12 protein-coding genes are annotated in these 12,437 nt (G+C 49.6%); 4 read left to right on the top strand and 8 right to left on the bottom strand.

What is annotated here, in order from left to right; all coding sequences use genetic code 11:
- Positions 1-121: 121 nt before the first annotated feature.
- A complete protein-coding gene (locus tag ACJJIB_RS19470) occupies positions 122-733 on the bottom strand; it encodes a TetR/AcrR family transcriptional regulator (RefSeq protein WP_444887253.1) in 612 nt (203 codons plus the stop codon).
- 138 nt (positions 734-871) lie between these two features.
- On the opposite strand from ACJJIB_RS19470, the gene ACJJIB_RS19465 reads away from it, so the two are divergent.
- From ACJJIB_RS19465 to ACJJIB_RS19455, 3 genes are all read left to right on the top strand, one after another.
- Positions 872-1,948, top strand: a complete 1,077-nt coding sequence (locus tag ACJJIB_RS19465; protein WP_444887252.1) for an MBL fold metallo-hydrolase — start codon at positions 872-874, stop codon at positions 1,946-1,948.
- A 337-nt stretch (positions 1,949-2,285) separates the two neighbouring features.
- Positions 2,286-3,080 (top strand): SDR family NAD(P)-dependent oxidoreductase, encoded by a 795-nt coding sequence (locus ACJJIB_RS19460; protein WP_444887251.1) that lies wholly within the window; start codon positions 2,286-2,288, stop codon positions 3,078-3,080.
- 554 nt (positions 3,081-3,634) lie between these two features.
- Positions 3,635-4,474 (top strand): alpha/beta hydrolase, encoded by an 840-nt coding sequence (locus ACJJIB_RS19455; RefSeq protein ID WP_444887250.1) that lies wholly within the window; start codon positions 3,635-3,637, stop codon positions 4,472-4,474.
- A 170-nt stretch (positions 4,475-4,644) separates the two neighbouring features.
- Here the strand turns inward: ACJJIB_RS19455 and ACJJIB_RS19450 are convergent, their stop codons facing one another.
- The 7 genes from ACJJIB_RS19450 to ACJJIB_RS19420 all read right to left on the bottom strand — a co-directional run bounded on the left by ACJJIB_RS19450 (position 4,645) and on the right by ACJJIB_RS19420 (position 10,734).
- Positions 4,645-5,556, bottom strand: coding sequence for a copper resistance protein B (locus ACJJIB_RS19450; RefSeq protein WP_444887249.1), 912 nt, complete (start codon positions 5,554-5,556; stop codon positions 4,645-4,647).
- Between the two features lie 291 nt (positions 5,557-5,847).
- A complete protein-coding gene (locus ACJJIB_RS19445) occupies positions 5,848-6,642 on the bottom strand; it encodes a copper resistance protein B (protein ID WP_444887248.1) in 795 nt (264 codons plus the stop codon).
- Positions 6,639-8,387: a copper resistance system multicopper oxidase gene (locus tag ACJJIB_RS19440; RefSeq protein WP_444887247.1), complete on the bottom strand. Its 1,749-nt coding sequence runs from the start codon at positions 8,385-8,387 to the stop codon at positions 6,639-6,641. The genes ACJJIB_RS19445 and ACJJIB_RS19440 overlap by 4 nt, the downstream gene beginning before the upstream one ends.
- Before the next feature lie 9 nt (positions 8,388-8,396).
- Positions 8,397-8,888 (bottom strand): DUF411 domain-containing protein, encoded by a 492-nt coding sequence (locus tag ACJJIB_RS19435; protein ID WP_444887246.1) that lies wholly within the window; start codon positions 8,886-8,888, stop codon positions 8,397-8,399.
- 115 nt (positions 8,889-9,003) lie between these two features.
- Positions 9,004-9,342: a hypothetical protein gene (locus tag ACJJIB_RS19430; protein ID WP_444887245.1), complete on the bottom strand. Its 339-nt coding sequence runs from the start codon at positions 9,340-9,342 to the stop codon at positions 9,004-9,006.
- Positions 9,343-9,521: 179 nt separating this feature from the next.
- Complete coding sequence (locus ACJJIB_RS19425) at positions 9,522-10,319, bottom strand: oxygen-binding di-iron domain-containing protein (RefSeq protein WP_444887244.1); 798 nt, start codon at positions 10,317-10,319, stop codon at positions 9,522-9,524.
- Positions 10,320-10,332: 13 nt separating this feature from the next.
- Positions 10,333-10,734, bottom strand: a complete 402-nt coding sequence (locus ACJJIB_RS19420; RefSeq protein WP_444887243.1) for a pseudoazurin — start codon at positions 10,732-10,734, stop codon at positions 10,333-10,335.
- Positions 10,735-11,040: 306 nt separating this feature from the next.
- On the opposite strand from ACJJIB_RS19420, the gene radA reads away from it, so the two are divergent.
- The gene (gene radA, locus ACJJIB_RS19415; RefSeq protein ID WP_444882823.1) at positions 11,041-12,435 is read left to right on the top strand and encodes a DNA repair protein RadA; all 1,395 of its coding nucleotides are present in this window, start codon (positions 11,041-11,043) and stop codon (positions 12,433-12,435) included.
- The last annotated feature ends 2 nt before the right edge of the window (positions 12,436-12,437 follow it).

The following is a 12,437-nucleotide window of genomic DNA, read 5'->3' as shown; positions in this document are numbered from 1 at the left end:
GGTTTTTATTTTTAGTTAAAAGTTAATAAAAAAACCTCAGAAATCTTCTTAGAACAGTAGATTTCTTGCATACAATAATGTGTTGGTAGTTATCAGGACTATCTACCAACACATATAGACATCAAACCTGATAATGACTCAAAAACATCTCCGCAGTACGTTCCGCCAGTGCGGCTTGTTCGGTTGAGCTAGGCGGGCCGGAGAGTTGTAACATCTGTGGCCAAAAACAGCTTCCCTTAATTAAGTTGTGTATCTGCCCACTGGCGATTTCTGGGTCCAGTGGCTTCAGTCGGCCATCGGCTGCGGCGGCTTTAATCCAGCGTTGTACGCCGGTTTCATGGGCTTTGTATTTTTCCATTTCCTGACGCAGGGCTTCCGGCTGGTGGAAGAAGTAGTCGAAGGCCATACGGTTTAGTTCAATATACTGCGGGTTACAGATAGTTTTAATTTCCAGCGCCAACAGCGTGTGCAGTTGAGCATAAAGGTCGCTATCCGGGTTGTAGTCACAGCCTGGGGACTGGGTTGCCTGCTGCCAGAGCTCGCCAATCAAAAACATCACCAAGGCTTCCTTGCTGGCAAAGTGGTTATATACCGTGCGCTTGGACACCTGGGCGCGGGCTGCCAGCTCATCCATACTGGTTCCCTGAACGCCCAGTTCCTGAAAGGCCTGCTTAGCGGCATCAATAATGGCCTGGCGCTTAATTTCGCTTCTGGTCGGCTTCTTTTCACTCATGTGACTCTCGATATCTCTGCTTGCGTCAGGAAAGCTACCTGGCGGGGAATTAATCTAAGTGATTAATTTTACACTAACTGGTTTACTTTTTCTTCTACCGATAATAAACTGCACTGTATAGTATACTTGGTGGCATCTATGAAGAAGCGCTGGTGGTTATTACTAGGAGTGATAGGTATGTCCGTTGGTCTATTTAATAGCTGTGCTACACAGCCGCAAAAGTTTCAAAACACGGAGACCGTTTATAAAGCGGGGCTGGGTAAGATGGTGGACATCATTGCAGCCTATGCCCGTGCTGACAGGGCGGCACCGGTACCTAGAGCACCTCTTCCCCTACAGACGATCACAAAGGAAATACTCACAAATAATGAGGGTCAGCCCACGATCTATCGCCTGGGGCACTCATCCGTTTTGATCCATCTTGATGGGGAGTTTGTGCTTACTGACCCGGTATTCAGTGAGAGGGCTTCACCAGTACAGTGGATGGGGCCGAAACGTTTCCACCCGCTACCTTTGTCTCTGCAAGATTTGCCGGCGTTAAAAGCCGTAATAATCAGCCATGATCACTACGACCACCTGGATAAAACCAGCGTGCGCACCCTGGATAAGAAAGTTGAACGCTTTGTTGTCCCTACAGGGGTAGGCGATTACTTACGGGATTGGGGAGTCGCTTCAGGCAAGATTATCGAGCTGGCCTGGTGGCAGTCCTTTTCATTAGGCAGTCTGCAATTGACGGCCACTCCGGCGCAACACTTTTCCGGGCGCGGCCTTACTGATAGGGATAGAACCTTGTGGGCCAGCTGGGTAATTGCAGGACGCGAGACACGAATCTTCTTTAGCGGTGATAGTGGTTATTTCGGTGGCTTTCGGGAAATCGGGGAGCGCTTCGGGCCCTTTGATCTAACCCTGATAGAAACCGGTGCTTACAATGATCTGTGGAGTGAAGTTCATATGCTACCGGAGGAGAGTGTGCAGGCTCATTTGGATTTGCGTGGCCGTGCCATGGTTCCTATCCACAACAGTACCTTTGATCTTGCCCTGCACGATTGGTTTGAACCCCTAGAGCGCGCGTCAGTGGCCGCAGAAGCTCATGGGGCAACAGTTCTTACGCCTGTTATCGGTGTTCCGGTGAATGTGCGTACGCCCGCCCCGACACAGGCCTGGTGGAGGAAGTTTATAGCTGAAGTGCAGATCGATCTGGCTACTCAACCATAAATACGATCTTGCCAATTCAGTTGAGTTTCTTTCAAGAGGGAAGTGCAGATGGATAAACAATTTGTATTGATAACTGGAGCTTCGTGGGTTATGGGCAAGGGCTCTGACTGAGCACGGGACGTAAAGGGTTTTTTATCTACACACCTGCCCGATGTCGTGATCGAATGGGCGACCTAAAGGATCAAGATACTGCCCCTTTAAAAATGGATCTCACTCGCGAATGGTTTGGCGATCGTATTTGCAATCGGATGCTTTTATCAATGTTGCGGTAAGAGAGACTCACAGGCCGATATTTTCCTAAATAAATAGGATTTGAGTTGTATTGGGATAGTATTAAATGAAATCAAAGACTGTATTAGTTACGGGAGCTTCTTCGGGAATCGGCGAAGCATTTGCGTATGAATGTGCTAAAAGTGGTGCAAACCTAATTTTGGTGGCTCGATCTGAAGACTCCTTATCGAATATCGCAACAAAAATTAATGAATCATACCCAGTAGATACAAGCTTTATTCCTATGGATTTAAGCGTGGAAGGATCTGCGAAAAAGCTCTTTGATAAAACTAAAGAGATGGGTATTGAAGTTGACATTCTCATTAATAACGCAGGTTTTGGCAAGTGGGGAAGCTTTGAAAGCTTCAGTCTTGAAACCTATAGGGATATGTTGCAGCTCAATATTAACACCCTAACAGAGCTTTGTTACTTATATCTACCAGAGATGAGGCTTAAAAAAACAGGCGGTATCATTAATGTTGCCTCTGGGGCAGCCCTGATGCCGGTACCTTATGCTGGCGTCTACTCTGCATCCAAAAGTTACGTACTGAATTTTTCGGAAGCTCTGCACAATGAACTACAAGGAACAGGTGTAACAGTAACCTGCCTTTGCCCCGGTGGAACCAAGACAAACTTTGCTGAGGTGGCGAATAATCAAGTCAAGGTGGATGAGAGTATTTACGAAACTGCTGAGTACGTCGCTCAAATAGGGCTAAAAGCATTCTTCTCCAAAAAAAGTTATGTACTGTCAGGTAAGCAAAAATGGGCACTTGTTTTACTTTCTCGACTATTGAGCCGAGCGCAGCTGCTGCGTCTATCTGGGAAAGTATTTAAGCGTATTGTAAGTAATGAAAAGACATAAAATTTCACTATTTTACTAGAGCTGGATTATCCACTTGGCCTTGCTGTGGGCCTTGTTGATAATCTGGAAGGGTTGTATTCCTGCTGACTCTGGAGAGTCAGAATACTGGGTTGCCGCTGAGTGGTATTTTTACGCTTCAGTTAGTAAAGGTTGCCTAAATTTCCGGGGTTAAAATGGTGATTCAATATTTTCTTGTAGCTAGTAACAGTAGTTTTGGGTATTGGATTTAGGCTATTTGAGAATCGGGTGTGTCGCCATATTCAACGCGTAGGGTAAAGATTAGAGTGGATCCTGGGTAAGTTGTCTCAAAAGATACAATGATGTCTTATTTTGCAAAGTTGTAGGATGTTGTGTTGGTTTATCTTTACTTGAAGCTATGAAAAGCTACACTCCGCGAATTTTTTGTTTTTAAATAAATGTGAGTTTTATGCCTATCTATTTACATGGCTATTAATTTTTGTGTCTAAGTTGACATTATGGTTTGCTCTGAATTAAAAACTGGGGTGTCGCTGATTGCATTGGTGATAGTAATTTCATTCAGCTAGGGAAAGTTTATGCGAATATTATTGTCAACGGTTGTTTTTATACTTGTCGTTTCTGTGGGGGCGGTGTCTGCAGGAACTGCCGAGCCAGTCTCTTTTACTCGTGGCGAAATATTGTCTTTTTATTACCAGTCAGATCTCTTGGCGCGTCAGTATCAAATTGATGTTCTATTGCCAAAAGAATACGATCCGGAGAACGATACCGTTAAATATCCAGTTGTTTATATGGTGGATGGTTATCTCGATTTTCCAATGATGGCTCCAAATTTCTTCAAGCAGAGTGTAACAGGAAAGATTCCGGCTTTTATTTTTGTAGGTATTGATTATGTTGATGATAGTTTGGGGAAGTTACGGCGTCTCGATTTGACACCAACTGCTGTGGAGATGGATGGGGAGATTCAGGGGGGTGGTGCGAATCAGTTTCTTGAGTTTATTAACGAAGAGTTAAAGCCCTTTATTAGCAATGCGTTCCCTGCTGATCAACAGGACCAGACCTTTATGGGACATTCTTTAGGGGGATTGTTTGCTCTTCATACTTTGTTTACTCAGCCAGATAGCTTTCATCGTTACATCATAGCAAGCCCTAGTGTCTGGTGGGATGATAAAGTGATTCTTGCCAAGGAACGAACTTATGCAGAAAATAATATAGATATGGAGAAGCATATATTCATGTTTGTCGGTAAGGAAGAAGGGTTTATGGTGAAGGACATGAAACAACTTGTGCGCAGGTTGGAGTCGCGCAATTATCCTAGCCTTAAATTGTCGAACAAGGTATTTAAGGGAGAGAATCACCTAACGGTTCCAGTGGTAGGTTACAACTTCGGGATTAGGGAAATATTTAAAGAAGATTAACGCTTTAGTTGCATGGTTGATCTTTTTGGGTGTCTCTGTGAATTATTCTTGCCATCCTGTTTGATGTTGGGCACATAAAGATTTAAGGTTCATAGGATGAAAATGGTAAATTTCAGAGGTGCCGCTATTTTAATAGTACCAATGTTAGCTAAGGGGGAATGATCTTTGGTTTATAGCCAAGCTCGAAATCCCAGAACCCACACTGTGTCGTATACTTTTTCTCCCTCTTCGCGTTCAAAATCTGCAGTTCTTCCGATATTGCGATATTGATGTATGCCAATATATGGGGAGAATTTTGGATGAAGTTCATAACGTAAACGTATGCCAATTTCTATTTCAGATAGACCAGACCCTCCGTCTGAACTTTTGTCATTTTGCCCAAAAAAATCAAATTCTGCACGGGGTGCTAAACTGAACTTTTCTGAGAGTTTAAATGTATAAACCCCTTCTATGCGAAGGGCAGTGCTGCCGCTTCTACCAAGGAAAAATACAGCGTCCATTTCAAATGAGTAGGGGGTCTCGCCAATAATACCAATTGCAAACCAATTGCGGCTGGTATTCTCCAGGTAAAAATCATGACGAATTCCTGCGAGAATATTCCAATTAGCAGAAACTGCGTGGCTGTAAATGCCCCATAGCTCATTCTCCTCTGTCTCCCCGTTGGAGCGCTCGTAGTCTACTTCTGCGGATAGCTTGCTTTGGTCTGTAACATAACTGATGTCCCCCTCAATGGTGGCTCCGTTATTACCTTGTAATTCAAATTGATCAAGGCTGAGCTTGGCGATGGGTTTGTCTTCTCCTAGGGTTGCATCATTGTTACTTCCAGATGTGGAGTGATACTGAAGGCCATGATGTAAATCCTCTTGGGATTGTCCTTCGATAGCCAGCATCCCCATTAGTAAGGAAATAGTAATCGCTGGAGTTATTGATACTTTACGTAGAAGAATTTCACTTGCGTATCGTCTGGACTCCCGTTTACCCCATATAGGCTTGGTGCGACCTATGAGGTTCAATGAGGAGAAATCTTGCTGCAGATATGGTGAGTGAATAAAGTGTAGAGCTGAAGTGTTTATGTACGACACTTTTTGCCCTTTCTATACCATTTCTTCCTGATGTAATAATTTCATACATTTAATAGAAGTTGTTTCTGTATTCTGCCATTTTACAAAGTTTTGAGTTTGCTTGTTGTAAGGAATATTTACCAGTATAAGCATATTGCCTTTCTAATATTTCAAATTTGATAAAATCTCTCTATTAATGAATCCTAAGAAAAAGTGTGAATTACGACTGTAAGCCAAGAGAAATTCTGGTTTCCTGCTGCATTTACTTGGCGGATAGTTTGCTGTGAACAGAATTTTTTAACGAACCGGGAGCTAAAACCAGACGCGAAAACCGACAACCCACACGGTGCTATACACCTTTTCCCCTTCTTCACGGGCAAAATCTGCGGCATTGCCCACAACTCGTTCATGGTGAACGCCGACATAGGGGGAAAATTTAGGGTGAATTTCGTAGAGTAGACGCAATCCTATTTCTATTTGAGACAATCCGCTGCCACTGCCAGCGATTTCATCATTTTGGCCAAAGAAATTCAGCTCCAGGCGCGGAATAAGGCTCACTTTTTCTGCGAGCTTTGCATCATATTCCCCTTCCAGGCGAAAAGCTGTACTGCCGTTCCTTCCCAGAAATAGCACTGCATCCATTTCTAATGAGTAAGGGGTTTCTCCAACCAGCCCAATCGCCAGCCAATTGCGGCTGGTAGTTTCCCGCTGTAGGTCGTGCCGGAAGCCGGCGAGGAAATTCCAATCTTTGGAAATGGATCGGCTGTAGACTAGCCATCGCTCATTTTTTTCCGTTTCTCCTCCTCCCCGCTCAAAGTCTACTTCCAGCACTACTTTATTGACGTCATCTCCATAACTGAAATCGCCTTCGATTGCCGCGCCGTTCATACCGCGCCGTTCGAATTGGTCAAGGCTGAGTTTGGCTACCGGCTTGTCCCCCTCCCCGGCCATACCATTGTCCTCTCCAGCGACTGAACCTCCTGAGGGGGCTTGGAAGCTGTGGTGCTGGTCTTGCCGATTTTGCGCTTTAGCTGCTTGAAAACCCAGTTGCAAGCACAGAGTAACAACTATTATCACTGCCGCTTTGGTACAGGGAGTGCGCCTCATACCACGCGCACCTCTCGGAAAATACCGTAAGTGCGATAAAGCATTTGGCAGTGTAATGCCCAGCGCCCCCGGTTATCGGCATTTACCAGATAACTGATCTTGGCACCGGGCTGCACCATCAGCGTGTGCTTGCGTGGTAGATACTCTCCGTCACCAGTTTCCAACTCACTCCATAAACCATGCAGGTGCATGGGCTGGGTGAGTAGGGTGTCGTTCACCAGAGTGATACGTAGACGCTCGCCATAAGCCAATAATATTGGTGTGGCGTTTCTATATTTAACACCGTCAATGGACCATAGGTAACGAGCTGGATTACCGGTGAGATGTAGTTGTAGTTCTCGCTGCGGTTGGCGCTGGTCTAATGATGGTGTGAGATTGCGAAGATCCCTGTAGGTTAGGATGCGGCGGTTGTAGCGTTGCTGGTGTTCACGGAGTCCAACACCGGGATCATCCATTCCATTTTGGGGAGCGAGCGCGCGCAGGGCTACGCCATGGCCTTTTTCTGTTGGTTGGTGGATGATGGGGCTATGGCTTCCCAGGCCAGCGGGGGCCAGTTTGGCATTGCCTTCTTCTGCAGTGGGCTGTCTATCAGCAGCTCTAGCACCACTGGCACGGGTGAATCCCATATCGCGCTTATCGAGAATAGGGATTGGATCCATGGGGGGAACTTCGGCAGAAAGACTCTGAGCGGGCGTTAAGGTACCGCGAGCGTAACCGCCGCGATCGATCGCCTGGGCAAAAAGGGTGTAGGCTCTGTCGCCACTGGGCCTAACTACCACATCGTAGGTTTCCCCAGTACCTAGGCGGAATTCATCCACTCTCACCGGCTGAATATTCTGGCCATCAGCAGTCACCACGGTCATATCCAGATCGGGAATGCGTAGGTCGAAGATTGTCATGGCAGAGGCGTTGATAAAACGCAGCCGTACTATCTCACCGGGGGCAAATAGGGCAGTCCAATTGTCTTCCGGAGTTTGTCCATTGATCAGGTAGCTGTAGGTATAGCCTGTGACATCAGACACATCTCGATCAGACATGCCTGCGAAGTTCCATGGGTGTCGTTCACGCCAGGTTTGCTCTATGCCTTTCGCGCGTACATCTCGCCAGAGATCTGTGGTGGTGCGGTGGCGGCGCCGGTTGTAATAGTGGCCATCTTTCTTCAGGTTTGAATAAATCCGCTGGGGGGATTCATCGCTCCAATCGGAGAGCAACACTACATAGTCCCGGTCATAGGTTACCGGGTCTCCCCCAGCTGGATCGATGACGATAGCACCGTAGAGTCCCTGCTGCCTCTGGAAGCCGGAGTGACTGTGATACCAGTAAGTTCCGCTTTGTGTGACTTTAAAGCGGTATCGAAAATTTTCCCCGGGCCTAATACCGGAGAAATTGAGCCCTGGTACACCATTCATAGTATTGGGCACCCTGATGCCATACCAGTGAATCGAAGTGTTTTTATCTAATTGGTTGAGGACATTGAGAGTGACAGTTTGCCCCTCGTGCCAGTGCAGGATTGGGCCGGGAATAGAATCGTTAACTGAAATTGCGTTGCGGGGTTGTCCGGTCAGGTTGACTGCCCTTTGGTCTACCTGCAGGGAGAAATTCTCGCCAGTTAAAGTCGTGGGAGGCGGGACTCGCGCCCTGGCTGGGGTAGGGGAGCCGGGCAGGCCCAGGAGGGCCATGCCGGCGCTGATTCCGGTTACAAAGGTGCGGCGCGAAACCGAGCCGCACCGCGGAGGTTTTGTCATCGACAGTCCTCAGAACTGTTCTCCGGCCGCGTTGATTTCTGCATAAACCACGCTGCTGCCGTCCTTGTTTAACTGCATTACCTGGTAGGGGGTGAATCGATCGCCCATCTCCATGCCAGGGCTTCCGAGAGGCATACCGGGCACAGCCAGCCCCAGCGCACCTTTAGGCGGACTTTGCAAAAATTGCTGAATCAGCTTGGCTGGCACATGCCCTTCGAAAACATAGCCTTCCTTGGACACACTGGTGTGGCAAGACTGGTAGCGGGGTTCGATTCCGTGCTGTTTTTTGACGCCGTTGAGGTCATCGACATCCTTTGCCACCACTTCGAAGCCGCTGTTGCGAGCGTGGTCCACCCAAACTTTGCAGCAGCCACAGGTAGCGGATTTATAGGTAGTTAGGTTCTGCGCTTGAGATTCTTTAGGCTCGGTGGGTTCGGCACAAGCACTGAGGGCTAATGTGGTAACAAGCGCGGCAATTGCGGCTAAAAAAGATCGGTACATGGAATTACTCCTGTCATTCATATCAACTGACCCACCACATCGTCAGTGCAGCATAGGTGCAGCTAGTGGCGGGCAAAAAAGATTTATCGGCGAAGTTTACTGCTGGAGCCGAGGCTCAGGTGGCAATAGGAGGCCGCAGGGCGCTTTCCGGGTCGGGGGAAGGTTTAAATACTGTGTAAGCTGTTGCCAGGGAAATTAGCCGCAAAAAATTCGGGATATTGGCGGAGATTACGGCGAGGCTATTGCTCAATCCCGGGCAGCAGCCGCATTCGATACCACAGTCACCGCGGTGCTCACTGTGGCAATCATCGGCTTTATCGGCTTCGCAGTGGCCCTGTTCGCTGCTTTCCATGCTCAGCATATCTGCAGGTTCCGCACAGGGCACGGCCGATGCTAGGCCGGCGAAGGCCAACAGCAGTATCAGCAACAAGGTGCGAAGGTAGGCAATATACATAAAGCAGCCTAGGAGAAGTATGCCGGTCAGTGTATGTGTGGGCAGCAGGGGGCGCAAGCACAGCGAGAGATTGGAGGAGGTTAAGGGAAAGCGTCTCGCTCTCCCTTGGTTTTTCATGCCTGTATTGATTCGGAGCCTACAGGGTTATCGCTTGTAAAGACTGTCCTCTAGACAGGTCTTTAGGGTTTCCTCAGAGGCAAGCGATAGTCCTGATGTCGCAGCAGATCGGGTCCACATTCCAACCGCTCCAACCAGCTCAGGAAGCCTTCCTTAACTTCTTCAGATGCAAAATAACCGCCGTGTTGAGGCACAATCATGGCTGGGTTCAGTTCTCGCACCATTTTCACCCACAGACGACAGGCCCAGTTGCCTCCCATATAGCGCTGGTGGAAACCTTCCATGGATGGAGTATGCGCATCAAAATCGATGACTTCGCCCTCCTCTCCACCGAGGGAAGCGCCCACGTCACCGGAAAACAGGATGCGGCTAACCGGGTCGTAGAAACTGAAGTTGCCGCAGGAGTGCATAAAGTGTGCGGGCAGGGCCCAGATTTCGCTGTCGGCAAAAGGCAGCACCTCGCCCGTGTCACTGATGGGAATGATACGGTCCTGCCAACGTTCACTACCGGCACGCGAGGCGACAAAGCCGGATACTAGGTGGGGCAGGAAGCGCGACCACAGTTTGGATACCGCTACCTTGCAGCGCGAGTGCAACATCCAGCGTGGCAGTGAGGCAATGATGTCCGGATCCTGGTGCGAGGCCAGGATATATTCCAGGTCACTCAGGTTCAGGTGGCGGCTGAGTTCGATGGTTAGGGGTGTGTAGGTGAGATCACCGCCGGGATCAATCAGCGCACCTTGGGTGCCGCGGCGAATCACAAACTGGTTGGCCTGCACTCCATCGCTGCCATTCTGTTCTTTAACCAGATCGCAGAAACGCGCAACCAGGTGAGGGCCTTGCTCAAATAAAATGTCCACGCCGCGGCCTCTCTTATTTAATTAGGTCAAGGTACTGGCTGAGGCGCTCCTTGTTGACGGCGATACGTTCACTCATTCCTTGAGCGTGTTTCTTGGCATCTTCCAGGTTGCCGGCCTGGCCTACCTGAATTACACCGACCATGCCCAAGGGCAGGTGCGGATCGCACTGGTACAGGTAAACGCCTTCCCTATTCAAGGTCACACTGACTTTCTCGCCCATGCCGCCATTCCAACTGTCGCCATCGGCTGGGGAGAGTACGGAACGGCTGTTGTGTGCCATATCGGTGGGCAGGAAGGTGACAGTATCGCCCACTGCAACGTTTAGGAACGCGGGTTCGAAAGTCATCATGCCGTCCTTGCCCTGGTTCAGCATCTTAACTTCGTGATCTGCTGCCAGGGCGGACGTCGAGGCCATGACGAGTGTGAGAAGCGCACTGCGAAGAGTAATAGACGACATATTTACTTCCTGTTTTGAGTAGTCGGTGATGTTGTAATGACTCTGCCTATAGGAGGAGGCGAGACGCGCCGGATATTAGCCCGGTGAAAATACGAAGAATTGATCTAGATCAATCGCGCAGATCCCAGAGAAAGTGGGAAAAAGTGCCAATACACCACTTGGGTAAAGGAGAGTCATATCTGTCTGTTAAGCGCTGCCCTCTGAAGGGAGATAAGGGGTAAACTGTGCGCCAATTTGACTGGGTGACACTTTGGGGGAGTAACCTTGGCTGCTAAACGCAAAACTGCCTATGTGTGCAATGAATGTGGCGCTGACTATACAAAGTGGGCGGGGCAGTGCAGTGCTTGTGGTGCCTGGAACAGTCTCTCTGAAGTGCGTTTGGGGCCGGAGCACAAAGACAGCCGCGCGGCCAATTTCACCGATGCCCAGAGTGGCTATGCCGGCGCCGCCGGTGCTGGCAAGGTGCAGAAGCTCTCGGAAATCGACCTGAGTGAGCTGCCGCGTATTCCCACTTCCGCCTCGGAACTGGATCGAGTGCTGGGAGGTGGTTTGGTGCCGGGTTCGGTGGTGCTGATCGGCGGTCATCCTGGGGCCGGTAAATCCACGGTATTGCTACAGACTCTGTGTCACCTCGCTACTTCAATGCCGGCGCTGTATATCACCGGTGAAGAATCTCTTCAGCAGGTGGCTATGCGCGCCAAACGCCTGGGCCTGCCCACTGATTCCCTGCAGCTCCTCAGTGAAACTGATGTGGAGCGCATCTGCCTGGCGGCAAAAGAAGTCAATCCACGCGTGATGGTGGTGGACTCTATCCAGGTGATGCATATGAGCGATGTGCAGTCCGCTCCGGGCTCGGTAGCCCAGGTGCGTGAGAGTGCTGCTTACCTGACCCGCTTCGCCAAGCAGACTGGTACTGCGCTGATTTTAGTGGGCCATGTCACCAAAGACGGCAGTTTGGCAGGCCCCAAGGTGCTGGAACATATTATTGATTGCTCCATATTGCTCGAAGGTACTCACGACTCTCGCTTCCGCACCCTGCGTGCCCATAAAAACCGCTTTGGAGCGGTGAATGAGCTGGGGGTATTTGCCATGACCGAGCAGGGCCTTAAAGAAGTTTCTAATCCCTCAGCTATTTTCCTGCAGCGCGCCGAGGAGATCGCCGCGGGATCGGTGGTGACTTCCGTGTGGGAGGGCACCCGTCCGCTGCTGGTGGAACTGCAGGCACTGGTGGATGACAGCAGCCTCGGTAATCCGCGCCGGGTAGCGGTGGGCCTCGACCAGAACCGCCTGAATATGCTGCTGGCGGTGCTGCACCGCCATGGCGGCGTCTTGGTCGGCGATCAGGATGTGTTTATCAATGTGGTAGGCGGCGTCAAGGTAATGGAAACCAGTGCCGACCTGACTCTTTTGCTAGCAGTTGTTTCCAGCTTTCGCAATCGGGTGTTGCCGCGGGATCTGGTGGTCTTCGGTGAGGTGGGACTTTCCGGTGAGATCCGCCCCGTGCCCTCGGGCCAGGAGCGCCTGCGCGAAGCCGCTAAGCACGGTTTTCGCAAAGCGATAGTGCCCGCCGCCAATCGCCTGAAAAACGATATCGAGGGTATGGAAATGCACTCGGTAAAAACCCTGGCGGAAGCCCTCGCCGTGATCGACATGAGCTGAGT

Source organism: Microbulbifer mixtoriginis (SeqCode) (genome assembly GCF_052467705.1).
This window is presented reverse-complemented; position numbering and strand designations above follow the sequence as displayed.

What these genes read in the sequence shown, in the direction of transcription:
- ACJJIB_RS19460 (WP_444887251.1), top strand. Translation starts at nt 2,286, where the DNA reads ATGAAATCAAAGACTGTATTAGTTACGGGAGCTTCTTCGGGAATCGGC.
- ACJJIB_RS19435 (WP_444887246.1), bottom strand. Translation starts at nt 8,888, where the DNA reads ATGTACCGATCTTTTTTAGCCGCAATTGCCGCGCTTGTTACCACATTA.
- ACJJIB_RS19430 (WP_444887245.1), bottom strand. Translation starts at nt 9,342, where the DNA reads ATGTATATTGCCTACCTTCGCACCTTGTTGCTGATACTGCTGTTGGCC.
- ACJJIB_RS19440 (WP_444887247.1), bottom strand. Translation starts at nt 8,387, where the DNA reads ATGACAAAACCTCCGCGGTGCGGCTCGGTTTCGCGCCGCACCTTTGTA.
- ACJJIB_RS19420 (WP_444887243.1), bottom strand. Translation starts at nt 10,734, where the DNA reads ATGGCCTCGACGTCCGCCCTGGCAGCAGATCACGAAGTTAAGATGCTG.
- ACJJIB_RS19445 (WP_444887248.1), bottom strand. Translation starts at nt 6,642, where the DNA reads ATGAGGCGCACTCCCTGTACCAAAGCGGCAGTGATAATAGTTGTTACT.
- ACJJIB_RS19455 (WP_444887250.1), top strand. Translation starts at nt 3,635, where the DNA reads ATGCGAATATTATTGTCAACGGTTGTTTTTATACTTGTCGTTTCTGTG.
- ACJJIB_RS19470 (WP_444887253.1), bottom strand. Translation starts at nt 733, where the DNA reads ATGAGTGAAAAGAAGCCGACCAGAAGCGAAATTAAGCGCCAGGCCATT.
- ACJJIB_RS19465 (WP_444887252.1), top strand. Translation starts at nt 872, where the DNA reads ATGAAGAAGCGCTGGTGGTTATTACTAGGAGTGATAGGTATGTCCGTT.